Here is a 24817-nt window from a genome sequence, read left to right as displayed (position 1 = left end):
GTGTTTCAAGAAAAAGCTGGAATATTATTTGAGTATTATTTAGCTTTTCTTATAACTTGACTACGCCTTTCTTCTTTGGATATCTGCCTGGATTTGTTTTTAAGGGGGATATTGTATATAGTCTATTTTTGCTTAATCGATGTATAATTTATGAAGGAACTGAGACAAGTTATTGTTGATTATGAAAGTGATAGAGTCAGTTACAACTTTGCTAAAACAGCTATTTATAAGATAACAGGCAAATGGGTTGATAAATATGAACTGGATCACTACTGGCAATCTGAAAGCTTGGATTGCTTTATTGAAAGATTAATGATTGAACCTATTGCAGACTGGGCTCAAATTGATGATAATCGGGCAATTGGTCTACTTGATGAAATCTTCAGAAGTTTAGAAAGCAATGCCATTGTAGATAGAAATATAGAGGCTTTGGAAAAGCAATATGGAAAGTCTTCCGGAACAATTTTCGATCTTGTTTTTCATGAAAATCTACAACCTTATGAAATTCTGGAAAGGCTTAAAAAAGATACACACATTATATTGTAGGCTTTTTTGACCACATAAAGTTTACCAGTCACCGCTAGCTCCACCACCACCCGAACTGCCACCACTACTATCACTATAATCTGAATAATCACTGTAGCTACTCTTATCTGAGTAGTCTGAATAATCTGAATAGTCACTGTATTTTCGTTTGGTAGTATCTGTGCTATCTGAATAGGTACTGGTAGACCCCAGATTGTTCGAGTTCTTATTGACCCCTTTGCCTGTATAGGTCGTTCCTCCAGTTCTCTTGTTGATCGCCTTGACAATCCAGATGATGACTAAAATAACAAGTGTAAAAGGTAAGAGAATAAAGCAGACAATGACTATCAGATACCAATACCATTCCACAGGTTCCTCTGATTCTTTGGTGTAAGTCTCGCCACTGGCTAGTTTAATCATCTCATCAACAGCCTCGTCAACACCCTGATGGTAGTTGATTGCTTTGAAATTAGGCTTGATATGTTCTTCAATAATTCGCTTGGCGAGAGCATCCGGAATGACACCTTCCAAACCATAGCCTGTTTCAATATGAACTTTCCGATCATTGATAGCTGCCAGTAATAATACCCCATTGTTATTCTTGTTTTGGCCATATTGCCATTTTTTAAACCACTGGAAAGCATAACTTTCTACATCATATCCTTTTAAAGAAGACAGTAATACCACTCCAATCTGTGTGCCTGTGCTGTCCTCAAATCGCTTAATCTTTTGTGTCAGATCAGACTCCTGTTCGGGGGTGAGTACATTGACAGAGTCTACTACAGGGGTAAAATGTTCAGGACGAGGAGGAATAAACTGTTCCTGAGCAAAAGAAGTAATAGTTAGTAATAATACTCCAAAGAGTAGAAAAGTACTTTTCATGATGACTAGTGAGAGGGTAGTATAGTATTTAGATTGTCTGATAGATTAACTGGATGTTGAAATAGAATCATCTAATTCATTAGTATCATATCCCGAAGAAGGGAAATATTTTTTGAGATATTCTCCAGTTTGAGTAATGCCTTCCTCCAGGCCTTTCAGATATTGATGTTGTTTAAAACGGGTTCGCATAGTATCCTTTATTTCCTCCCAAAAGTTTTCAGGCACTACCCGATTGATTCCTGAATCTGCTACAATGGCAAATTTGTGAGTATCTGTGGCAATGTAAAACAACACGCCATTGCGTTGTTTGGTCTTATGCATTTCCAGTCTAGCAAATATTTCCAATGCTCGTTGAAACGGATCTGCATCTGGAGTCCCCGGTTCTATATGTACACGAATCTCTCCAGATGTTTGGCTTTCTGCCTTTTGAATGGTATTGATCAGCAGTCTTTCTTCTTTGGAACTTAGAAACGATAAAAGTGCCATGTATTTTACTTTTAGAGTAGAGAAGATTCCTGAAAGTAAAGAAAGATTTTGTGTTTGTATAGTTTTCTGAGAGAGATAAGAGTTTTACTAGGTAAAAGATGGTATTTTGGAACGGCCAAATACATCTTCTAACCATACAGCCTTATGCTTGAAAAATACTTCTCTCTACACACAAACCAAACCACTGTACGAACCGAAATTCTGGCTGGAATCTCAACGTTTCTAGCTACCATGTATATTATTGTAGTAAATCCAGCCATTCTGAGCCAGACAGGAATGTCCTTTTCGGGAGTGCTTACTGCTACTGTTCTATTATCATTCTTTTGCAGCCTCATGATGGGTTTGTATGCTAAAAACCCTATTGTAGTAGCACCAGGTATGGGCCTGAATGCCTTTTTCACGTTCACTGCTGTGAAGGGAATGGGTATTTCCTATCAGACTGCATTAGGGGCTGTATTCTGGGCTGGAATAATTTTTCTTTTACTCTCTATCTTTAATATCCGAACATATATTGTAGCTGCCATACCCAAGCAATTACGTTATGCTATCTCTGCAGGTATCGGATTGTTTATCACTTTTATTGGCTTTGTCAATGCAAAGTTTATTGTGGCTAATCCTGCTACGCTCGTAGGTATCGGGGATATCACTAAACCAGATCAGATTATTTTCATTGTTGGCCTTCTTATTACAGCCATTCTGGTGATTAAGCGGATGACTGGGGGCATTATTATAGGGATATTGTCAACTACTTTGCTAGCTATATCTATTGGTAGAATTTGGGGTAGCACACCTATTGTGAACTGGAATGGTGCTTTCTCTTCACCAGATTTTAGTTTGTTATTACAACTTGATATAGCAGGTTCAATGCAGTTAAGTTTACTACCTGTTATCTTTGCCTTTGTCTTTACAGACCTGTTTGATAGCCTATCTACCTTTGTGGGAGTTGCCGAGGCTGCCAACCTTCAGGATGAAGCAGGTGAACCCCGCAATGTAAAACAATCTCTATTAACGGATGCTGTGGCTACTACATTGGGTGGCTTATTGGGTACAAGTCCTGGAACTGCCTATATTGAGTCGGCGGTTGGAGTAGAGCAGGGAGGACGTACTGGTTTGACAGCTGTGACAGCTGGCCTTTTGTTTCTGCCTTTTATGTTCTTTTCGCCTTTACTCTCTGTTATTCCCGCTATTGCTACAGCACCCGCTTTGATTCTGGTTGGAGTGTTTATGATGAAGCCTGTTACTCAGATTCACTGGAGCGAGTTGGATGATGCTATTCCTGCTTTTCTGGCTATGGTGCTGGTGCCACTTACCTATTCCATTACACAGGGAATTATCTGGGGTTTTCTGAGCTGGACCATTATTAAGTTAGTTTTAGGTAAAACCAAAGAAGTATCCATTGCCTTGATTCTGATTGATATAGCTGCTATAGTGGCATTGGTGTTAGAACATTTGTAGCAGAAACAAAAGAAATTATGACAGGCGTCAATGACAGATTGAGGAAAGCCTGCTAAATTGGGCTTTTCTTTATCATACACTCATTTGTTCCTACAGATTTGTTATGCGTTACATCGGTTTGTTTTTTGGATTTATATTTTTACTATTTACCTACTGGCAATTTAATGATCCTGATCCTGTCTGGTGGGTGACTATCTATCTTATATCTGCCTATTGTTCTTTTCTTGTCTTTCGTGCACGGTATAACCTGGAGCTTTTTGCGGTTTTGGCAATACTGTATATTTCAGGAGCAGTTAATTCCTGGTTACAGATGACTGCCTGGGAAGGTTTTGTGACAGAAGGAGAAGGGCTATCCATGAAAAGTGTGAATCAAGAACTTGCCCGTGAAAGTGCAGGACTAGTAATCTGTGCGGTCGCTATGCTGATATTTTTACTAATAGGGTATATAAAAAGGTCTAATCGTACATAATTTTCTTTTCTGCTTCTTAATCCATACAACATTATGAAAAACATTTATCTGGTTTGTATTGCCTTTCTGCTTGTTGTACATAAACCTTTTGCACAAACTTCCCAAACCCAGAATATCACAGCTGTATTAGGAGCTTTTGATGAAGAAGTACGTATTCTTCAAGAGTCATTGAAAGACAAGAAAGAGCAGAAAGTAGAAGGAATCCGATTCGTAACTGGTATACTCAATGGCCGAAAAGTTGTAGTTGCAGAAACAGGTATTGGCAAGATCAATGCGGCTCTGACGACTTCTTTGCTAATACATACTTTTCATCCTAAAGAAATTGTATTCACAGGAATTGCAGGTGGCGTAAATCCCGATCTGATGCCAGGAGATATTGTTATTGCTCAGAGTATTGCTTATCATGACTTTAGTACAATCCTGCACAATCGGGAGCCTAGCCGTCAGACTCGTAATCCTATTACCAAAGAACTGAACCCAGAGTATTTTCCTGCTGATTCTGTATTGTTGCTAAAAGCGCAGAAAGCATCCCGGACAGCTCGTTTTGAAAAAATCGCGTTGACGAACAGAGCTCCACAGGTAGTAGTGGGTCGCATTGTGACAGGAGACATTTTTGTGTCTTCCTCGGAGAAAGTACAACAGCTACGTCGTGATTTTAATGCAGAAGCAACAGAGATGGAAGGGGCTGCTGTGGCACAGGTTTGCTGGCAGTTAAAAGTCCCTTGTCTGGTTATTCGCAGTCTGAGTGATAAAGCTGACGAAAATGCTCGCGGGGATATGATGACATTTTATAAAACCGCAGCTAAAAATTCAGCTGCTCTGGTAACAGAAATTGCCGGGTTGATAAAATAATAACTGTCTGGTACTGATTTTTAGATAGCTATATACTACACAGGAGTCTTACAAATTGTGGATTCTGTGTAGTATTTTTTTCTAAAATCATACAGCTATGACAGGAGAATCTAAGTTGCCTATTTACGGAGCTTTAGCTGCCAATGTAGGTATTGCCGGAGTAAAATTTGTGGCAGCCTACTTTAGTGGAAGTTCCGCCATGCTTTCTGAAGGAATTCACAGTTTGGTAGATTCCGGAAATGAGTTATTACTCTTATTAGGTATTAGTCGAAGTAAGAAACCTGCCGATCAGAACCATCCTTTTGGACATGGGAAAGAAATGTATTTCTGGACATTGATTGTATCCATATTGGTTTTTGCATTGGGTGGTGGAATGTCTTTCTATGAAGGAATTAGTCATCTGGAACATCCGGAACCACTTAGAGATCCTTTCTGGAATTATATAGTGTTGGGAGGAGCTATTGTGTTTGAAGGAGGTTCGCTCTGGATTGCTGTACATCGGTTTTTACAGATCAAAGGCAATGGACGATTCTGGCAAGAACTGCGTAAAAGTAAAGATCCATCATTATTTGCAGTGATTTATGAAGATACTGCTGCTATACTAGGCTTGCTTATTGCGTTTGCCGGAGTCTTTCTGGGACATTATTTTCAAAACCCAAAACTGGATGGTATGGCTTCTATTCTTATCGGTGTTGTACTGGCTATAGTAGCCATTGTAATGGTGATAGAAAGTCGTAAGTTATTGATTGGAGAAAGTGCTCAGACCTATATTGTAGAAGGAGTATACAAATTGGTTATAGAAGACAAAGATGTGGCTGCCTTGCGGTATCCGTTGACTATGCACATGGCTCCCAACGAAATCTTACTGGTATTAGATGCCGAATTCAGACATGATCTGAATGGAGAAGAACTACCCAAAGTTATTTCAAGGCTGGAACATACTATTCGGGAGAAGTTTCCTGACATCACAAAAATCTATGTTGAAGCGAAACTCTTTTCTGGAAAGGAAGCTCAAAAAGTTGCCAAAGATAAGGTTCTTAATGCCTGATGGTCTTACTTATGTATTTGTGGAAAGCGTACGTAAATCAAGAATCGCTCCATTCTCTATATCCGTATCCATTGCTACCTGATAAATCTGATTGGCAACATCAGCAGGTTCTGCCAGAGCATTAGTATTCTTTAATTCAATAAAACGATCTATATCTTTAAAGTCTTCTCTGGCTGATTCACGAATAGCGGATTGCATTCCTGTATCCACCACACCTGGACTGATCGATAGTATCTTTACTCCATTTTCTACTGTACTTTGTTCTATGGCTACAGTACGGGTTAACATATCAAGGGCAGCTTTGGTTGAGCAGTATATAGTCCATCCATAATAAGGCTTATGCGCTGCACCTGATGAAATGTTAATAATTTTCTTGTCACATTTCCAGCCTTGCGTGTGTTGAATAAACAGAGAAGTTAATAGTAAGGGGGCTGTTAAATTGACATGTGTTGCCTGCTGGATATGTTCTTGTGTCAGAGTATCAATTTTGCCAATAGGTAAGGCCGCTGCATTATTAATCAGGAGAATAGAAGCTGTTTGAGCCTCTTCAATCTCTCTAAATAAGTTTTTGAACAGTGTTCCAAACCCATGAGATGCACTCAGATCAAATGAGATCTGGTGTAACAGAGGATGTTTTTCGCTGGAATGACTTCTGGCAATTGAAAAAACTTTATATCCTTTCTGTAGGTAGGTTGTTACCAGTGCCTGCCCAATGCCACGACTGCCACCTGTGATAAGTAAGATATTGTCCATAATGAAGGTATTCAGATTGCCGCAAATATAAACATTTATTGCAGTATTGGTAGTCTTACCATAAAGGACGAGCCTTTGCCATATTCTGATCTGAGATGGATTGTTCCGCCGATTTTTTCTGTTGTTTCTTTCACAATATAAAGACCAAGACCTGATCCGGTAGTTTTGTCACTGGCTCTGTAAAACATCTCAAAGATCTTCTCCTGATGATCAGGGTGTATCCCTGGTCCATTATCTTCCACACAGATTTCCAGTTGATTTTGATGAATAGTACTGCTAACCCGTATAAATGGTTTAGACTGATCATATTTATGATACCGTATAGCATTAGACAAGAGATTGAGCAGAATAATTTTTAATCTTCTCCTATCTGAAATAATTTCTAGTGTCGGTGGTACCTCAATCTCTATACTGAGTTTTTGTGTTTTTTCATCCTGCAGGAAATTGGTGAGTATCTCTGTCAATAAGGCATGCAGATTAATGGCATCCTGCTGAATCCCTGTTTTCTGATTCCATGCATAATCCAGAATTTCACCAATCACATGATCTAATGCATGAACCCGATTCCTGATCAGATCTATATAATACCCCGCATTTTCTTTCTCTTTTTCCAGTTCCATCACTTGCAACAAGCCAAGAATAGTGCTTAGGGGTGATCGTAGGTCATGTGAAGTACTGTAGACAAATTGATCCAACTCCTGATTGATCTTTGTCAATTGCGTGTTTTTTTCAAGGAGTTGTTCTTCGTTTTGGATAAGCTCTTTGGTGTAATAGTAATTCTCCCTTATCAGAAAATTGATAAGCAGCATAGTCAAAAAACTAGCTGTAAAGAAGTTGACAATAAAACTCTCAAACATCTTTCGTGTCGAAAGAGTAACTTGAGGTACTAAATGAAGATCAATGAGATGGGCTAGTATGAAAAGAAATAATGTTAACAAAAAGAAAAAGATTGCTTTGATACGTTCTTCGTAGCCAAAAAGGACAAATGCAGCCAGAAAGATTGGAATAAAGTAGATAAAACTGCCAGTATAGTAAGATGCTGTTGATGAAAAAAGAAAAATTAAGAAATTAGTAGTGGTAAGAAAAAGGATTTTAGCTGCTAAATGATGTCCTTTTCTATTCAATACTACTACCAGTATCATAAGACTCAACAGAATGGCATGATAGTGATAAGAGACATTGAGTTGTAAGATAAGGTTTCGGATGATATAGAATAAACTGATAAACATTCCTACCATTGCCACCTGACCTGTAAGAAGTATTCTGGTATGTGCAATTCTGGACTCAACAACTGGATCTTTCCCAACAATAATCCTGCTAAGCAATTCTTTCATGAAGCCTGAAAGTGGATGTGTATTTAATACAAGTAACTAAATATGAATAATTTATAGAGAAGCAAAATACTAAAGTGTTTCTAAAGTCAAGGAGATTATAAAATTTTTATTTATATGGCTTCGTTCATGAATACACTTTCATTGATTATTGTAACATAGGATATTTTACTCCTGCATATTTACTTGAGGGCGTTTATAAAAACGGATCAACAACTTTGCTTACATACAAAGTCATTGATCCGTTAAGAGAATATAGGATAAACAGTTACAACTGTTCTACATAGTTTAGATCTTCATGGAATGTTTCCTTCAATCCACGTAACGCCAGGCCAGAAATCAGAATGATTACTCCTCCTACCAGGAGACCTGCATTGATACGGGCAGCATCCGGCCCCATATAAGACAGTTTATCTTTACAAAAGTTAAAGAAGATAATAATGAGGGGAAGTGCACCACGAACAAAGTTTGGAGTAGTTGTTGTCACCGTAGCCCGCAGATTGGTGCCAAACTGTTCGGCAGACATTGTTACAAAAATCACCCAGAAACCTGTTACAAATCCCAGTACGCCACACAATAAATAGAGTGTCGCAACAGAAACACCATAGGCATTCAGATAGAGAATGATAGTAATAGCACTGAGAGTAAGAAAGATATACATGACCCGTAGGCGACTTTTCAGTACCTGACTTAAAGCACCTGTAGCCAGATCTCCTAATACAATTCCTGTATAGGCATACATAATTGCATCACCACCTTTTACTTCACCTTCAATGCCAAGAGCTTTGGCAAATTCAGGAGAGAATGTCACCAACACACCAATAACAAACCAGGTAGGAAGACCTATCAAAATGCAACGGAGGTATTTGGAGAGTCGTTTTCTATTGCTGAAGAGAGCCAGGAAATTGCCTTTTGACACATTTTCCGTTTGTGCTGTTTTGAACATTCCGGATTCACTTACACCAATGCGAAGTAATAACAAGGCCAATCCTAATCCTCCTCCTATATAATAACACATTCTCCAGTCGCCAGAGAGTTTATAAATAAGATTAGCTACTACGGCACCTGTTAAACCTACTGAGGCCACAATCATCGTTCCGATACCCCGTTTTTCTTTGGGCATCACCTCTGCTACCAGTGTAATACCTGCTCCCAGTTCACCTGCCAGTCCGACACCTGCTATAAACCGCCAGGTTGCATAGGCTTCTACACTATTTACCATACCATTGGCAATATTAGCAATGGAATATAAAAAGATAGATCCAAACAATACAGATAATCTGCCTCGTTTATCACCTATTATTCCCCATAAAATACCGCCAATAAGCATTCCCAACATCTGCATATTGATCAGGAACTCTCCTTTTTCTGTGAGAAGGGGAGAACCTTTTTCATAACCGAGAGACAACAGGCTTGGTACTCTTACAATACCAAATAACAATAAATCATAAATATCTACGAAATAACCCAGTGCAGCAACCAGTACAACAGCATTGACGGAACGGGAGGAAAGAGCGGTTTCAGATGTTTTTATCATATTATTTTGTAATACATATTTAGAAGAGTACAAAGATTGCGCGACTAGTCAAAATGTCCAAATATTTATTGGAAAATTAAGGTTAGAGTGGATACCTATATAATCCCCCTTTATGGGTTGCCATTTTATACTATTCTATCTCGCTGGTTCAGATAATCTAAAACTAGTTGATAGGTTCCTAAATCACCTTTCTGGATATATTTTTCAATTCGTTCCAGTTCACCTGCAATTAATTGACTACGAGAACCTAGTACCTGTCCCTGAGAATGAGCTACATTTTGCTGCCAGTCTAATGGAGTGCCAGACATGCTATACAGCTTTACAGTTGGATACAGTTCAACTGCCAGTGTTACCGCTGTCATAAATGCCCGTAACTGATGAAACGGAGCTGCAAGAATATAGATGGTTTGAATATTCTGTTGTTTAGCATAACGTATGAGTGCTTCTGCTTCAATTCGTGTATGAATCATTGTCAGGTTATCAAAAGGAATTCCTGTGATCTGGGATTCAGATATACCTTTTGTGAGCAATATACCTTTCCAGCTTTCAAAACCCGGATATCCACTTAGTGCAGGCGATTGCAGGAAGCTTACTTGTTGGGTTTTGCGTTGTTTGAGTAATGATTCTGCTTGTTTGAGAACAGATTCCTGATTGTCTACTGTCTGGCCAAATAAAAAAGCAATTTCTGCTGGGTGTGTAGGCGTGGTGTCGCAAAGTGTTCGGGTTAATAATTCAATAGGTTGAAGCATAGTACTATAGTCTAATAAGAATTTCTGAAGGATAGTATGAATAGTTGTATGGATGACTGTATTTAGGGTAATTTATATATTTTACTTTTTCGTGTGCTATAGAAAAATATCTTTGCATTTCGTTTGAAAAATATAACACAGAAGCACGACTTCAAAGAAAAGGTTACATATTGGGTATAGTATACTCATACACAGATTTTTCTGGCTTACCTTTTGTTATTATACAGGTATTTATTGACGTATTTATCCATTACATTTTATATTCATGACTCCGGCACAATTAGGATATTATTTTCCTGCCGAATGGGCAAAACATGCTGCAACATGGCTTAGTTGGCCACACAAAGAGGCTTCCTGGCCTGGTAAGATCCAAAGTATTTACCCTATATATGCACAGTTTGTGAAAGCACTCACAGAAGGTGAGCAGGTGTGTATAAATGTCAGTACACCTTCTATGCAGGCTGAAGCAGAAGAATGGCTTTTACAGATAGGAACAGATTTATCAAAGGTGAGTTTCTTTTTACACCCTACCAATGATGCATGGTGTCGGGACCATGGTCCAGCATTTCTGCTTAGTCAGGATGCACAATGGAAAAAAGTGGTAGTGAAATGGAAATACAATGCCTGGGGAGAAAAATACCCTCCGCATGATCTGGATAACCTGATTCCCTATCGTATTGCTGAAGTCCGTAAATTACCTGTATTTCAGCCTGGCATTGTTATGGAAGGAGGTTCTGTAGAATTCAATGGAAAAGGGACTGTTCTGACAACAATAGCTTGTTTGTTGAACAAAAACAGGAATCCGCATCTGACACAGGCTGAGATTGAACAATATTTGCGTGATTATTATGGCGTCTCTAATATACTCTGGCTGGGAGACGGCATTGTTGGGGATGATACAGATGGACACATTGATGATATCACGCGATTTGTAAACGAAGATACTGTTGTGACAGTAGTAGAGCATGATAAAGCTGATGACAATTACGAACCGTTACAGGAAAATCTGAAAACACTTCAGACCATGCGGCTTGAAAATGGTAAGCCTTTGAATGTGATTGAGTTACCTATGCCATCAGCCGTTATTTATGAAGATCAACGGTTACCAGCTTCGTATGCCAATTTTTATATTGGGAACGCAGCTGTGGTTGTACCTACTTACCGTGATGCAAATGATGACAAGGCTTTGGATATTCTGACAAAATGTTTCCCTGACCGAAAAGTTATAGGTTTGGATTCTACAGATATTATTTGGGGGCTAGGAAGTTTTCATTGTTTAAGTCAGCAGGAGCCACTTTAGAAAACACTATTTGAGCAGTGATGATATTCTCGTGTTTGAACGATGATTTTGCAGACATTAATAGGAAGTCTGTATTGAATAAAATATATGTATACGCATGTGTCATAGGGGTTTTCGCTATGTATTCTTGTGTCAGTGCAAAAAAGTATGAGACACTAAATAACCGATATGAATACATAGTTCGTACCCGGGTAGCAGACACAACACGCTTATCGCTGGAAAGTGAACGTCATATACAGGAGCGTGATAGTATTGCTATTAAGTATAATAGACAGGTTAATTCCTATCTTCAGCTAAAGAATGATAGTGCGACACTTGCCCAGAATTATTATAAAAACAAAAGAATGCTGGATGATTTGTTTGAGAAATATGATCAGTTAGACAAATCATACAAACAGCTAAGTGCCAGTCTATCTTCTGAAGATGTTTCCATTGCTCAGAATGTATCCCAAAAAGAAAAAGATCTATTGATACAAGAGCAAAAAGTTTTGGCTCAACAGGCTAATAATGATAAACTGGCTGCTTCTTTACAGGAGAGAGAAATAAAAATGCTGGCTTTTGAAAGCAGTATGCGTAAAATGGAGAAAAGTGTTGGTGATCTGAAGAAGAAGCTGGAGAAATCAGTTTTGTCCTCAAAAGATACTGCTGTCACAATAGAGCAACGAATGACAAAACTTGCCATTGTATTTCCTGAATCCTATGGTTTTGCTTCAAATACTACAAATTTATCTCCACAGGGAGTTGATCTATTAAAGAAAATCGCTTCTATATTAAAAGTTCAACCTGAGTATACGATCACTCCAACATCATTACTGATACAGTCTGGAGGGAAAGATATGGTAGGAGAGGAGTTATCAAAGAGCCGTATCTGGTATGTGGCTGAGACTCTGAAAAAAGAGGGTGTTACTTTTAGTAGAATTTCTGTATCAATAAAGTACCAAACAGCTTTTGCTGAACAAACAAAGAAAACAGAAAAGCAGCCACGTACACCATTGATAGAAATTAGTATTCAACCCAAGCTGGATTCTGTTTTCCAAATGTTGCAAGCTGATTAGGATTGTGGATGTTGTAGCATTTTTGGAAGGTAACCGGGTAGTATCTTGCTTGGGATGTACTATTTGTGTAATATTTGGAATAATTTTATAATTATAGGTTCGAATTGACTGTCAAAAAAGTATCTTTTTTGAGTTGAATAAATGTGTGTAACTACATTGTTTGATCTTTAAATTGTTCACTGCGAGTTGTTTACATTTTTGGTTTCTTACCGACTAAAGATGTTTTTATACATTTTACAATTAAATATTTCTAAATGTATATTTTTGAAAAAAAAAAGTCAGTGGTTATTGATTTGCCAAATCGTTTCTCCTATTTTCGTAACGATAAATAATAAGATACATAATCAGTTATGTGCATGAATAAACAAATCATGCATGGGCCTATTAAAAAAATCTCAGCACATGAGCAAACTCAATACAGTATTGTTGATTGATGATGATGAAATTAACAATCTTATATGTACTAAGATTATTAAGAAAAATGACTTTGCTGAGAATATTATAACATGCCTGGGGGCAAAGCAAGCATTGAACTATTTACAGGAGGCATTGTTGGATGAAAATGACAAAGTGTTACCTGATCTGATTTTTCTGGATATCAATATGCCTGCTATGAATGGGTGGGATTTTTTGAATCAGTATGAACAGATTGAAGGATTAAAGAATAAAGACATCGTTTTGATCATGCTTTCTTCTTCTATGTATGTAGATGATATTAATAGAGCTAAAATGTATGATTCTGTTGCAGACTATATAACCAAGCCTCTAACAGCTGCTCATCTACAACAAATCAGAGAAAAATTTTTTGCTAATCATGAATAACAGTTACGAGATGCACTAACAATACTATTCTTCTCTATTATAATACAAATACTTTCCAGATTGTTTAGATTATACTGATGCACGCTGCCGATTATTGGATTCAGAAGCTTCATCTTCAGCCACACCCGGAAGGAGGCTATTTTTCGGAAACCTATCGTAGTGCCGAATCAATCAACCATAGTCATTTACCTGATAGATATAACGGTGCCCGTAGTTTCTCTACGGGTATTTATTTTCTGGTCGAAGGTGGGCAGTTTTCTTCTCTGCATCGAATTCAGTCAGATGAGATGTGGCATTTCTATGCAGGTACCACTTTGACTGTATATGCTATTGACCCTACAGGAAACCTGCATACAATTCGATTAGGGCCTGATCCTGAGAAAGGAGAAGTTTTTCAGGCTGTTGTACCTGCCGGATATTGGTTTGGTTCTGTTTCAGAAAATGCAGATGGCTTTGCTCTTGTTGGTTGTACTGTCGCACCAGGCTTTGATTTTGCAGACTTTGAACTGGCAAAGAGGCAGGACTTAATAGCTATGTTTCCTCAGCATCAGAAACTGATTGAAAGATTGACCCATGAATAGACCTATCATTAGGGGGCTACTCTGTAAAAACTTGTAATAAAGTTATTTTTATCACATGAAAGGTGTGATTCTTACTTAGGATCAGATAAAAAATATGAATTCATTGTATCTTTGTGTTGTTACATCAACAAACACAAAAGTAGCTCTTACTACATATATAATATGATTGATCCCAAACCGGTAGCTAGCACCCCGCAGCGTATTTCCTTTGATGATACAGAAATCGCTTTCTCCTCCAAGTCAAACTCCGAACTGCGAAAAATGTATGGATTGTTTGCTTCTATGAACAGCAACTTTCTCGTAAAAACAGGAACAGCCTTTCTGAAAGCTGCTTTTGCTATAAAATTTCCTTTTGTACGACAGATTATTAAAAATACCATATTTGAGCATTTCTGTGGTGGAGAAACAATAGAAGAATGCGAAAAGACAACCAGAGAGTTATGGAAGTTTCGTGTGGGAACTATTCTGGATTACTCTGTAGAAGGAGCTAAAACGGATGCTGGATTTGAAGCTACTACACAGGAGATTATACGTACTATTGAAAAGGCAGCTGGTAATCCTGCTATTCCTTTTTCTGTGTTTAAGATTACAGGATTGGCTTCTACTGAATTGTTGCAAAAAGTGCAAAACGGGAATGCACTTAACTCCGAAGAACAGAAAGATTTTGTCCATGTAAAAGAACGTGTGGAACGTATCTGCCACAAGGCATACGAGAAAAAGGTCCGAATCTTTATTGATGCAGAAGAAACCTGGATACAAGATACAATAGACAGGCTGGCCTATGAAATGATGGAAATGTTTAACCATGAAGAGCCAATTGTCTATAATACTTTTCAGATGTATCGTTGGGATATGCTGGATAATCTGAAAAAGGCGCATGAAGCAGCAGTAGAAGGTGGCTATTTTCTGGGAGTGAAGTTGGTACGTGGAGCCTATATGGAAAAAGAAGGAAGAGTTGCTAAAGCAGAAGGAAGACAAGATCCGATTCAGCCTAATAAACCTTCTACTGACAGAGATTTTAATGACGCTTTACGTTTCTGTATAGCAAACTACCCTAAAATAGCTATTTGTGCAGGAACCCATAATGAAGAAAGTACCTATTTTCTTATAGAGTTAATGAAGGAGGCTGGAATAGCTCCTGCTGATTCGCATATATTCTTTGCTCAGCTATATGGAATGAGTGACAACTTATCGTATAACCTCTCTCATGCAGGATATAATGTAGCCAAGTATGTGCCCTATGGCCCTGTGGCTGCGGTAATGCCTTATCTGTTTCGCAGAGCTTCGGAAAATACAGCAATAGCAGGACAGAGTAGCCGAGAGTTTCGATTAATCAAAAAAGAGATGCGTCGCCGGAAATTATAACTGTAAGAAATGAAAATACAAAAGGCATGAACCAATCGGTTCATGCCTTTTGTATTTTCAGACTATTGATTAATTGATAGATATCTTCCTGAGTATGTGAAGCATTGAGAATAATCCGTGTTATGTAGGGATGGTACGGAGATGGATATGGAAAACTGGAAATTAGTATCTGATGCTGATAGAGAGAGTCATATAGCGTATTGTGTTGGGTGTAAAACACCGGATAATTCGGAAATGACTGGAAGAGTTGTAAGGACAATGTTTCCTGTTGAAAAAGCTCAATATTTTCAAAAAGTTTTTTTCGTAGATCCTGATAAAGTCCCTTTGCCTGGAGAAAGGCATAGAGATAGGCAGGTGGGATAGGAGATCCTGCTGTAAAAAAAGGTGATTTTTTTAGCTGAGCGATTCGTTGCGTGTTACCTGCAACTACTCCTCCGGGTATACCCAATGCTTTCCCAATAGAACCTACAATAATGACTTCAACATGAGGAAGAGATGGTATTTGTTCTGCAATGCCATTACCATCATTACCTATTACTCCAATGCCATGCGAATCATCTACAACCAGTATAAAGCGTTTATGTGTAGATAAGTGCTGTAACCAGGAAAAGTCATAGCTTTCTCCATACAGGGGATCAAGGGAGTTTGTCAGAAAAACCAGCGGAGAAGATGTTGACTCTTCTGTTGTATTGCAAATGTGTTCTATCCATTCCTGATAAGAAGAGAGAAAAGAAGGATCTGAGTTGCTGGTCCATAATGCCGGATGCGTACGTGGTGCATAGAATAGCTCACCTTCTGTCTGTAGCATTCGCACGATGGCTTGTCCTGCCAGAAAGCCGGAAGAAAAAGTAAGTGCAGCCTCTGTCTTTACATAAGTAGCCAGATATTGTTCGGTTTCTTCAAAAATATCCAGTTGTATATTGGATATACGGGAACTTGAGTAATTAGTACCATACTGGGTAATACCTTCCTGTAAGTATCCTTGAAAATTAGGATTTCTGGAAATTCCGAGATACGATGTACCACTAAAATATAAGAATTCTTTTCCCTCCGTCTGAATGACTCTGTCAGGTAGATGTTGTATAATCTGTATCATGCTGAAATGGTCTATAGCAATGAATGCTATGGTCGTAGGTTGAATCGGTGCAACTAGGCATTTTCGATTAATTCGGCTCCTGTTCCATTCTGATTCGAAAAGGTTACTTTGCCATAGTCTATGGATACACCTGTTGCAATATCTTTACTGAGTAATAATGCCCCATCCATATCTACATAGTCCAATAGGGGGAGTAGTTGTCCAATTGCTGAAATTCCTATCGTAGATTCTGTCATGCAACCTACCATAACCTTCATACCCAGGGTACGGGCTTCGGCAATCATGCGTCGGGCAGGAGTGAGACCACCACATTTGACCAGCTTTATATTGATACCATGAAAATGTCCATGACATTTGGTAACATCATTTTCTGTTATGCAGCTCTCATCGGCAATCAGAGGGAGTGCTGAATGGGTATATACTTCTTTCATACCTGTCCAGTTATCAGCTTTCAGAGGTTGCTCTATAAATTCAACACCGAGCTTTTGCAGTTCATACGAGTTGCGAATAGTTTCTTCGGGAGTCCAGGCGCAATTGGCATCTACTCTGAATATAGCCTCTGTATGTTTGCGTAGCTCACGTACGATTGCTACATCATCAGCTGTGCCAAGTTTGATCTTATAAATAGGCCAGGGAAGTTCTTTGAGTTTGGCAACCATCTTTTCTACCGAATCAATGCCAATGGTATAATTAGTGAGGGGCAGGTTTTGTGTTGATAAGCCCCAATGTTTATAGAGTGGTTCTCCTATCGATTTACCATACCAGTCATGGGCAGCTATGTCCAGTGCACATTGCGCAAAGGAGTGATCTTTCAATACCGAATGCATCTCCAGCCAGAATGCTTCAGGTGAAAGAATAGGGGTATCCTGAATCTGATTTCGAAGACTTTCCAGTATGGCCGTCATACTTTCGATAGTTACCCCATAATATGGGTTGGATGTTGCTTCCCCATATCCGTGATGTATTCCATCGGTAAGTTCTACAATAAGAGTAGGTTGTACATCTCTGGAATCATAGGAGATGGTAAATGTGTGTTTTAATGGAAGGTCAAACGAACGGAGGATCAGATTCATATGTATGGCAGGCTAATGATAGGTTTGAATGTGCAAGTTAATTTTTTGACTAAACCTTTTTCAAGGAATGTTGATTTTTCCATTCATGTATCTGTCTCTGTTGTACATGCAGTTATGTATTTATTAGTTAACTGCTTCAAAAAAATGTAGTGAAGCTGTTGGGACCAGGAGGAAAAGCAAATACTTTAGCTATACAGCTTTTCTTATTACTTTAATGGAGGTGGCAATAACTTTTGAAAAGTAAAATTAACTACTCAATGCACATACCCGAAGCCAAATGCAAATGTTTTATCCCTCCATTTTATTTTAAAGACTATACTGAAACTTATCTTGGACAAGATAACACACATGGCAGGTATGCGGATGTTACTCTTTGTACCTGCATTCACTGTGGTACCAAGTGGCTGCATTACCTGGTAGAATATGAGGCCTTTTCCCAGTCAGGTAGGTGGTACAAAGGAATTATCACTGATAAAGAACTACCTCAGATAGACCCTGAAAATGCAGTTGTTTATCTGGAAAACCTGGAATGGTATATCTATGGTGGCTCCTGGTTTTCCTGTGCAGGACAGTATGGCAAGGGAAAAATGCAGGTTGATATGTAAACGGGTCGCTAACAATAATAACGAAGAGCTTTTACCTTTGACTAACAACTTTTTCCATAGATCAACCTTTTGGAAGCCGTTGGATAGTTAGTAAAAGAGTGTTTTTTTGACAATTATTATTACTCGTTATAGAAAAATTTTAACTTAGCATCATAAACCTTATTGTATTATTTATGAAAAAGCTTTTGTTTTCTGCTGTTTTATTTTTTGCTGTTTCATTTATTTTTGCTCAAACCAAATCACCCAAGAAAAACATGAACCATATAAAGAAAGGGTTTGTACACACTGTATATTTCTGGCTGAAAGAACCTAATAGCCAGGTTGCCAAAGATTCATTGTATCAGGGATTGCAGTTGCTGGCAACAGTGGGTGAAATTCAGGAAGGATATATTGGAGTACCTGCTGAGACTCGTCGTCCTGTAATTGATCATTCCTATGCTTACTCAATCACTTTTGTGTTTAAAAGCAAAGCGGATCAGGATATTTATCAGGAACACCCAATCCACAAAAAGTTTATTGAGTTATACTCTCATTTGTGGGAACGTGTACAGGTATATGATGCTACAAGTTTATAATAGCTATCTCAGAAAGAGTGTATAGATGATAAAAAAGAAGCTCCATTGAAAAATGGAGCTTCTTTTTTTATAGTGTTTGATTAAGACCACAGCTTTTCAGGATATTTGCCCTGAGCTACCAGTTCTTTGATTGCATTTACAACCATCTGACGGTCTTCACGATACGTTACTCCAAACCATTTGGCAGGTGTTGAAATAACTTTTGTATGTGCTTTTCCTTGCTTGGACATTTCTCCCATGAAGTTAGGAATAAAACATTCTGCCTTCAGGTCATTGCCATTTTTCTTTAGAAATTCTGTAAAATATTCTTTCATCAGTGGGAATGCAGATGGAGGGAAACCCATGAAGTTCATAGATACAGGCTCATCACCGGTTAGGTCTACCCAGCCATTTTCTGTTTCATAACGTGCTCCGGTAGCTGTTTTCTCTACTTTGGTACGTTCAACTAACTGAGTAAGGTTGCCATTGGCATCTGCCTCCAGAATACCGCGGGCTACAGAACCATGTTCAGAAAGTGTATTTTTAATTTTATAGCCAATATTGATATATTCAGTGCCATTTGGATCCAGTTTGGATAGTTCTTTGGCAATAAGATCAAATGATTCGAAGCCATAAAAATCATCCGCGTTGATCATACAAAAAGGCTCGTTAATAGCTTCTTCACCCATCAGAACTGCATGAACAGTTCCCCATGGCTTTGTTCTTCCTTCCGGAGGGGTGAAGCCTGCTGGTAGCTTTGTTAATTCCTGGAATACATATTCAACAGGAAAGCGGCTGCTGAAGCGTTCATGAAAAATCTCTTTAAAATCTGCTTCAATATCTTTACGAATTACGAAAACTACTTTGCCGAAACCGGCACGAATAGCATCATAAACAGAATAGTCTAGTAGAGTTTCGCCAGACGGGCCCATTCCGTCCATTTGTTTTAGTCCACCATATCGGCTTCCGACACCTGCGGCTAAAATGAGTAGTGTTGGTTTCAAAATGAAAAAGGTTAATGGTTAATATCTATAAAAATTACAAACAGGGATTTGCTGATGATCGTTGTTAAAAAAAATAATACCACACCCAATGCAAAAGCTTCAATATGACATTTCAGTGCTTTTACATTGGGTGAGTACTAAACGATTACTTTGTTTTGTCTACAATGGCAGTGACAGGAAGACGAGCTTTATTGCATATATCTATCACCTTTATAACTTCCCCATATACAATAGTTTCATCTGCACGCAGGGCAATGGTTGGATTGTCCAGTTTACTGGCTTCGGCTGTAAGTTCTGTCTGAAGATCTTCAAAGGCTACTGATCTATTTGATTTTTCAATATAATATTTCAATATCCCATTTTCTTCCCGAATATACAGATTGAGCTTTTGTTTGGGGATAGTTTGCCCCGTTGCTGCTCTGGGCAATGTAAGCTTGATAGCATTGGCACTGGCCAATGTACTCATAATCAAAAAGAACAGTAACAGGAAAAATAAAATATCTGACAGAGCAGAAGCTTCTACTGCGGATTCTTTTCTACGATGTCTGCGAAGATTCATAGGAGTTTAGTTTATCAGGATGCTGTGCCGGAAATATTATCTTCTTACAGTTTCTTTTACCTGAACAGGTTTATACAGAATATCCATAAAGTCTATGGCAGTTACCTCCATCTTGTTTACGTTCCGGTCGATCATATTGTTCAGATATGTATGTAACATATGAGCCAATACACCCACAATCAGACCTGATGCTGAGGTCACCATTTTGGTATAGATACCACTGGAAATAACCCCAATACTAATGTTATCAGAAATTGAAATATCAAAGAATGCCTTGATCATACCTACTACAGTTCCAAGAAAACCAAACATAGGAGCAATAGCTGCAATAGCTGCCAACAATCCCAGGTTCTTTTCCATTTGGTAGATCTCTACCCGAGCCGTGTTTTCGATAGCAGACTCCACATCGCGGATTGGAGAACCGATACGGGATAATCCTTTACCAATCATACGGGCAATAGGAGTTTTGGAATACTGACATACTTCCTGTGCTCCACGTATATCTTCATCACGCAGTCGATCACGTATTTTACTTAGAAAATCAGGATCCATTTTACTGGCAGACTTGATATACAGATAGCGCTCTATAAACATATAGATGGCGGCAAATAATAAAATACCGATAGGAAGCATGATCCAGCCCCCTTTCATTAACAAGTCCAGGAGAGAAAGTTCTTTGGTTGTAGCTGTAACTGAATCGGTGGCCACTGCTGTCGTATCGCCGGTCACTACTTGCAAAAGAATGGTTAGAAACATTGTTAGGATTTTGTGTTTAGATAAGATGATAAATTTTATCAGGAATTTAGGTGCAGAGGGCCAATGATATTACCCATATCCTATTTGTATTTGCGTATTCAACGAAAAATTGAGTCCAAAATTATTATAAACCGGATAATTTCCGCAAGTTTCCAACCTTTTCTTTTCAAACAATGTTGCTGTGAGTAATAGATTCTGAAAAAAGAAAGGCTTTGACTGAGATCAGATTTATTAACTCTTCTACTATTTCGGAGCTTCGGTTTGTGAATGATAATATGCTGAAATCTGAATTCAGAATCTGAAATTTAGCGTACTTCTCTATCTTTGCACAAAATTTCTGTATTGAAATGACTGACGAAAAAATAATTGTACCCTATAAAGGCCAGCAAGCTGGCAAAAAGGAGCAGGTCGCTTCCATGTTTAATACGATATCTCCTAAGTATGACCTGCTGAATCGCCTGCTTAGCTTTGGTATCGATATCTACTGGCGGAAACGTGCCATTAAACTATTGCAATCAGAAAAGCCAAAAACGATTCTGGATATAGCTACCGGAACAGCTGATTTTGCAATAGAGGCACTGAAACTCAATCCAGATAAAATAGTAGGGGTAGACATTTCAGAGGGAATGCTGGCTATTGGGAGAGAGAAGTTAAAGAAGAAAGGTCTGGACCAGAGAATAGAATTACGACTGGGGGATTCCGAAAAATTACCTTTTTCAGACAATTCTTTTGATGCTGTCATCGTTTCTTTTGGCGTAAGGAACTTTGAAAATCTGGAACGTGGTCTTGCCGATATGTTTCGGGTAATCAGACCAGGCGGTACATGTGTGATTCTGGAATTTTCCAAACCACGTAGTTTTCCTTTTAAACAATTCTATGATTTTTATTCATACCGGATTATGCCTCTGATTGGAAAAACTGTTTCCAAAGATGACAGCGCTTATCGGTATTTACCTGAATCTGTTCGTGCATTTCCTGATGGAAAAGATTTTACAGCTATTCTGGATAAGGTTGGCTTTCGCAAAACCCGGAGCCTCGCATTGACTTTTGGTATTTGTTCTATCTATACTGGAAAGAAAGAAAAATAGCTAAAGTCACAGATTGAAAATATGTATAATTTCACAAACACCTATCCACAACATACCAAATACATACCAGGCATCGTTACATTGTCTGAATAAATCATATAAGATAGTAATGTTGTTGGCTGCCAACTAGTAAGCCTGCATACGTACTTTTAATGTGCACCTCTGCACATAAGCACTGAGCACATTATCTTTAATCGCATGAAAAAAATACACTGGAATAAACTGATTATCCTTTTTATCTTATCTGGCAGCTGCCTTCTGACTTTTTCGACGCAAGCCCAAAATACGAAACGTCCAAGTATGTATAGCTTGCATCTGCCTGATTATGACGACAAGCCTGTACACTACGGTTTTTTTATCGCGGGTAATGTATCTACACTTACACGTCGGTATTCAAGCGGTTTTGTAAATGGTAATGATACCATTGCTGCTATCAATCCCAAGTGGTCACCTAGTTATGGGTTGGGATTTATTGTAGCCTATGGATTAGATCCGCAGTTTGATATATGTCTGGTGCCTGCCTTTTCCTATTATGAACGGAGAGTAGAATATACTTCTACTGCTGGGAATGTAAAGGAGTTGATTCTGGAATCAGGCTTTGTAGAGTTATCCATGCTGGCACGTTATAAATCTATCCGAAGAGGTAATATCCGGATGTATATGGTAGGTGGTATAAAACCAGCTATTGAGGTAGGTTCTAATGTAAAAAGCAGAGGTTCGAATACACTTCGTACACAAAATTTTGACCTCAATATCGAATATGGATTCGGTGCTGATCTATTTTACGAATTCTTTAAGTTTACTCCTGAGATCCGGTTTTCGCATGGCATAACCAATCTGCTGGTAAAGGATAAAAATATCTACAGCCGTGGACTTAGCCGGCTTGGTGGGCATAGTGTGACACTGTATCTGTATTTCTAATACAAAGGTTATCAGTTGGTTTGTCTTTGTAAGAACAATAATGAATATTGGATTTTTGCATTAGTTATATACTTTGGTTTGCATATATTGAAGCGAGATTAAAAGTCATTTTATTCAAAATGACTTTTATTTTTTATGGCATAGACTTTTGTCTGTTGCACTTTAACGTTCCTGACCGAATATATGGAAATTGCACTAGTACTATCTCTTTTAGTTGTAGCTATTATCCTTTTTGCTACTGAAAAACTTTCCGTTGATGTTGTTACAATTCTATTGCTAATTGTGCTAATTCTTTCCGGGATTCTTTCTCCTGAAGAAGCCTTTGTAGGATTTAGCAGTGACTTCATTATTATTCTGGCCTCTATTTTTGTTGTCAGTGGAGCCTTGCAGGAAACAGGTGTATTGGACAGGATTGGATCTTCGCTGGTGAAGATCTCATCAAAGGCTACTGCGGGTGTGGTGGCTACACTGGTGATGTTTATCGCAGGCAGTGTCTCAGCGTTTATGAACAATACTACAGTCACTGCCATTTTTGTGGGGCCAGTGATTGGAGTTGCCAAGAAACTGCGAATCAGTCCTTCAAAATTATTAATGCCCTTGGCTTTCTCTTCCATTCTGGGTGGCACCTGTACACTGATTGGTACTTCTACCAATGTGGCAGTCAGTGGCTATCTGGAGAAAAACAATCTGACTAGTATTGGAATGTTTGAAATTACCCCCATAGGTATTATACTCTTTCTGACAGGTATAGCATTTATGTTTCTGGTTGGCAATAAGATGTTACCTGATTACAAAGATTCTACCTATATGGAAGAATATTCTATGCGGGAATATTTAAGCGAAGTGGTTGTAACACCAGGATCTGCTTTGGCAGGACAGCGAATATTCAATACGGAGCTGAGCCGAATGGATATACGTATTTTAAAAATACTTAGAAATAATCAGGTATATTTTCCTCATCCGGATCTGGTTATTCAGGAAAATGACTTATTGCTGGTTGAAGCAAAACTAGACGATCTGATTCGTATCAAAGAAACCAATGGTATAGAAATCCGCGGTGATATGTTGAGTAATGCTTCGCTGGAATCACCAGAAATACAATTGGCAGAGGTATTAGTAACCCGTACAGACTCAGATCTGATAGGAAATAACATCAAGAATGCAAACTTTCGCCAGCGGTTCGGTTTGGTGGTCATTGCCATCCACCGATATGGGGAGACACTCAGAGAAAAGATTCACAACATTGATTTAAAACTAGGAGATCTGCTTCTGGTACAGGGAACTCCCGAACGATTGGCCTATCTGCGGGAGAATCATGATCTGACAGTAATGGGAGAGTTTAAACCTTTATTGTTTAAACAAAAACGAGGTATACTGGTTGTAGGACTTTTTGTATTGGCTGTATTAGTAGGTTCCTTAACGAATGTACCTCTTTCCGTTTGTTTTCTAACAGCGGCTGTAGGATCTGTCCTGACAAAGGCTATTTCATCACAGAAAGCCTATGAGATCATTGATTGGCGATTATTAATCCTGATAGGAGGTATGAGTGCTTTTGGTATGGCCATGCAGAAGACCGGAGCTTCGGAGTGGTTGGCTAATCTGATTGTGGATTTGTTTAAGCCGCTTGGTAATGTGGCTATCTTGGCTGGTTTTGTGATTCTTACTGTATTTCTAACACAACCTATGTCCAATGCCGCTGCGGCACTGGTTATTTTACCTATCGCCTTACAGACGGCTACTTCTCTTCAGGTAAACCCCAGAACGTTTGCTATTGGGGTAATGCTGGCTGCCTCCGTTTCTCTGGTTACTCCTTTCGAGCCTTCCTGCATTCTTGTATATGCACCAGGCAAATATAAGTTTGCTGATTTTTTTAAGATAGGCTCATTGCTTACGTTTATTCTGGTGTTAATTATTGTGGTATTAGTGCCTTATCTTTGGCCATTCTAGGCAT

The 24817-nt window shown here is 38.6% G+C and carries 26 protein-coding genes; 15 read left to right on the top strand and 11 right to left on the bottom strand.

Annotated features, from left to right (window positions below):
• Nucleotides 1-150: 150 nt before the first annotated feature.
• Nucleotides 151-546 (top strand): hypothetical protein, encoded by a 396-nt coding sequence (locus QNI22_RS09925; RefSeq protein WP_314510471.1) that lies wholly within the window; start codon nucleotides 151-153, stop codon nucleotides 544-546.
• 21 nt (nucleotides 547-567) lie between these two features.
• Here the strand turns inward: QNI22_RS09925 and QNI22_RS09920 are convergent, their stop codons facing one another.
• Together QNI22_RS09920 and QNI22_RS09915 are read right to left on the bottom strand one after the other, a co-directional pair.
• Nucleotides 568-1407: a TPM domain-containing protein gene (locus QNI22_RS09920; RefSeq protein ID WP_314510470.1), complete on the bottom strand. Its 840-nt coding sequence runs from the start codon at nucleotides 1405-1407 to the stop codon at nucleotides 568-570.
• 45 nt (nucleotides 1408-1452) lie between these two features.
• Nucleotides 1453-1893 carry a TPM domain-containing protein gene (locus QNI22_RS09915; protein WP_314510469.1) on the bottom strand — a complete coding sequence of 147 codons (441 nt, stop codon included), beginning with the start codon at nucleotides 1891-1893 and terminating at the stop codon, nucleotides 1453-1455.
• A gap of 144 nt (nucleotides 1894-2037) precedes the next feature.
• On the opposite strand from QNI22_RS09915, the gene QNI22_RS09910 reads away from it, so the two are divergent.
• The 4 genes from QNI22_RS09910 (at nucleotide 2038) to QNI22_RS09895 (ending at nucleotide 5717) form a co-directional block, all read left to right on the top strand.
• Nucleotides 2038-3348 (top strand): NCS2 family permease, encoded by a 1311-nt coding sequence (locus tag QNI22_RS09910; protein ID WP_314510468.1) that lies wholly within the window; start codon nucleotides 2038-2040, stop codon nucleotides 3346-3348.
• A gap of 103 nt (nucleotides 3349-3451) precedes the next feature.
• Nucleotides 3452-3817 (top strand): transmembrane 220 family protein, encoded by a 366-nt coding sequence (locus QNI22_RS09905; protein WP_314510467.1) that lies wholly within the window; start codon nucleotides 3452-3454, stop codon nucleotides 3815-3817.
• A 33-nt stretch (nucleotides 3818-3850) separates the two neighbouring features.
• Nucleotides 3851-4669, top strand: a complete 819-nt coding sequence (locus QNI22_RS09900; RefSeq protein WP_314510466.1) for a 5'-methylthioadenosine/adenosylhomocysteine nucleosidase — start codon at nucleotides 3851-3853, stop codon at nucleotides 4667-4669.
• A gap of 97 nt (nucleotides 4670-4766) precedes the next feature.
• Nucleotides 4767-5717 carry a cation diffusion facilitator family transporter gene (locus tag QNI22_RS09895; RefSeq protein WP_314510465.1) on the top strand — a complete coding sequence of 317 codons (951 nt, stop codon included), beginning with the start codon at nucleotides 4767-4769 and terminating at the stop codon, nucleotides 5715-5717.
• 9 nt (nucleotides 5718-5726) lie between these two features.
• Here the strand turns inward: QNI22_RS09895 and QNI22_RS09890 are convergent, their stop codons facing one another.
• From QNI22_RS09890 to QNI22_RS09875, 4 genes are all read right to left on the bottom strand, one after another.
• Entirely contained in the window at nucleotides 5727-6470 is a 744-nt protein-coding gene (locus tag QNI22_RS09890) for a (S)-benzoin forming benzil reductase (RefSeq protein ID WP_314510464.1), read from the bottom strand.
• Between the two features lie 35 nt (nucleotides 6471-6505).
• A complete protein-coding gene (locus QNI22_RS09885) occupies nucleotides 6506-7804 on the bottom strand; it encodes a sensor histidine kinase (RefSeq protein ID WP_314510463.1) in 1299 nt (432 codons plus the stop codon).
• Nucleotides 7805-8069: 265 nt separating this feature from the next.
• Nucleotides 8070-9338: an MFS transporter gene (locus tag QNI22_RS09880; protein WP_314510462.1), complete on the bottom strand. Its 1269-nt coding sequence runs from the start codon at nucleotides 9336-9338 to the stop codon at nucleotides 8070-8072.
• A 125-nt stretch (nucleotides 9339-9463) separates the two neighbouring features.
• Complete coding sequence (locus QNI22_RS09875) at nucleotides 9464-10087, bottom strand: YdcF family protein (protein ID WP_314510461.1); 624 nt, start codon at nucleotides 10085-10087, stop codon at nucleotides 9464-9466.
• Between the two features lie 265 nt (nucleotides 10088-10352).
• Here QNI22_RS09875 and QNI22_RS09870 point away from each other — a divergent pair, with 265 nt between their 5' ends.
• The 5 genes from QNI22_RS09870 to QNI22_RS09850 all read left to right on the top strand — a co-directional run bounded on the left by QNI22_RS09870 (nucleotide 10353) and on the right by QNI22_RS09850 (nucleotide 15210).
• Nucleotides 10353-11387: an agmatine deiminase family protein gene (locus tag QNI22_RS09870; protein ID WP_314510459.1), complete on the top strand. Its 1035-nt coding sequence runs from the start codon at nucleotides 10353-10355 to the stop codon at nucleotides 11385-11387.
• A gap of 119 nt (nucleotides 11388-11506) precedes the next feature.
• Nucleotides 11507-12442, top strand: coding sequence for a hypothetical protein (locus tag QNI22_RS09865; protein ID WP_313993966.1), 936 nt, complete (start codon nucleotides 11507-11509; stop codon nucleotides 12440-12442).
• Nucleotides 12443-12844: 402 nt separating this feature from the next.
• A complete protein-coding gene (locus tag QNI22_RS09860) occupies nucleotides 12845-13264 on the top strand; it encodes a response regulator (protein WP_313975550.1) in 420 nt (139 codons plus the stop codon).
• Nucleotides 13265-13341: 77 nt separating this feature from the next.
• Nucleotides 13342-13845, top strand: a complete 504-nt coding sequence (locus tag QNI22_RS09855; protein WP_314510458.1) for a cupin domain-containing protein — start codon at nucleotides 13342-13344, stop codon at nucleotides 13843-13845.
• A gap of 162 nt (nucleotides 13846-14007) precedes the next feature.
• Nucleotides 14008-15210, top strand: a complete 1203-nt coding sequence (locus QNI22_RS09850; protein ID WP_314510457.1) for a proline dehydrogenase family protein — start codon at nucleotides 14008-14010, stop codon at nucleotides 15208-15210.
• A gap of 40 nt (nucleotides 15211-15250) precedes the next feature.
• Here QNI22_RS09850 and QNI22_RS09845 read toward each other — a convergent pair whose 3' ends face one another.
• Together QNI22_RS09845 and QNI22_RS09840 are read right to left on the bottom strand one after the other, a co-directional pair.
• Nucleotides 15251-16306 carry an aminotransferase class I/II-fold pyridoxal phosphate-dependent enzyme gene (locus QNI22_RS09845; RefSeq protein ID WP_314510456.1) on the bottom strand — a complete coding sequence of 352 codons (1056 nt, stop codon included), beginning with the start codon at nucleotides 16304-16306 and terminating at the stop codon, nucleotides 15251-15253.
• A 53-nt stretch (nucleotides 16307-16359) separates the two neighbouring features.
• The gene (locus QNI22_RS09840; protein WP_314510455.1) at nucleotides 16360-17379 is read right to left on the bottom strand and encodes a dipeptide epimerase; all 1020 of its coding nucleotides are present in this window, start codon (nucleotides 17377-17379) and stop codon (nucleotides 16360-16362) included.
• A gap of 257 nt (nucleotides 17380-17636) precedes the next feature.
• Between QNI22_RS09840 and QNI22_RS09835 the strand changes: the two genes are divergently transcribed.
• Together QNI22_RS09835 and QNI22_RS09830 are read left to right on the top strand one after the other, a co-directional pair.
• On the top strand, nucleotides 17637-17984 hold the full coding sequence (locus tag QNI22_RS09835) for a hypothetical protein (RefSeq protein WP_313993951.1): 348 nt from the start codon (nucleotides 17637-17639) through the stop codon (nucleotides 17982-17984).
• Nucleotides 17985-18157: 173 nt separating this feature from the next.
• A complete protein-coding gene (locus tag QNI22_RS09830; RefSeq protein WP_313975541.1) occupies nucleotides 18158-18559 on the top strand; it encodes a Dabb family protein in 402 nt (133 codons plus the stop codon).
• Nucleotides 18560-18639: 80 nt separating this feature from the next.
• On the opposite strand, the gene QNI22_RS09825 is transcribed toward QNI22_RS09830, so the two are convergent.
• The 3 genes from QNI22_RS09825 to QNI22_RS09815 all read right to left on the bottom strand — a co-directional run bounded on the left by QNI22_RS09825 (nucleotide 18640) and on the right by QNI22_RS09815 (nucleotide 20857).
• Entirely contained in the window at nucleotides 18640-19542 is a 903-nt protein-coding gene (locus QNI22_RS09825; protein ID WP_313993948.1) for a nucleotidyltransferase family protein, read from the bottom strand.
• A 145-nt stretch (nucleotides 19543-19687) separates the two neighbouring features.
• A complete protein-coding gene (locus tag QNI22_RS09820; RefSeq protein WP_313993946.1) occupies nucleotides 19688-20101 on the bottom strand; it encodes an ExbD/TolR family protein in 414 nt (137 codons plus the stop codon).
• Between the two features lie 36 nt (nucleotides 20102-20137).
• Complete coding sequence (locus tag QNI22_RS09815; protein ID WP_313975536.1) at nucleotides 20138-20857, bottom strand: MotA/TolQ/ExbB proton channel family protein; 720 nt, start codon at nucleotides 20855-20857, stop codon at nucleotides 20138-20140.
• 347 nt (nucleotides 20858-21204) lie between these two features.
• Between QNI22_RS09815 and ubiE the strand changes: the two genes are divergently transcribed.
• From ubiE to QNI22_RS09800, 3 genes are all read left to right on the top strand, one after another.
• A complete protein-coding gene (gene ubiE, locus QNI22_RS09810) occupies nucleotides 21205-21945 on the top strand; it encodes a bifunctional demethylmenaquinone methyltransferase/2-methoxy-6-polyprenyl-1,4-benzoquinol methylase UbiE (protein ID WP_313993943.1) in 741 nt (246 codons plus the stop codon).
• A gap of 198 nt (nucleotides 21946-22143) precedes the next feature.
• On the top strand, nucleotides 22144-22866 hold the full coding sequence (gene porT / locus QNI22_RS09805) for a type IX secretion/gliding motility protein PorT/SprT (RefSeq protein ID WP_314510454.1): 723 nt from the start codon (nucleotides 22144-22146) through the stop codon (nucleotides 22864-22866).
• Between the two features lie 183 nt (nucleotides 22867-23049).
• Nucleotides 23050-24813: an SLC13 family permease gene (locus tag QNI22_RS09800; RefSeq protein WP_314510453.1), complete on the top strand. Its 1764-nt coding sequence runs from the start codon at nucleotides 23050-23052 to the stop codon at nucleotides 24811-24813.
• Nucleotides 24814-24817 lie beyond the last annotated feature (4 nt).

The organism is Xanthocytophaga agilis (assembly GCF_030068605.1).
Classification (GTDB): domain Bacteria; phylum Bacteroidota; class Bacteroidia; order Cytophagales; family 172606-1; genus Xanthocytophaga; species Xanthocytophaga agilis.
This window is presented reverse-complemented; position numbering and strand designations above follow the sequence as displayed.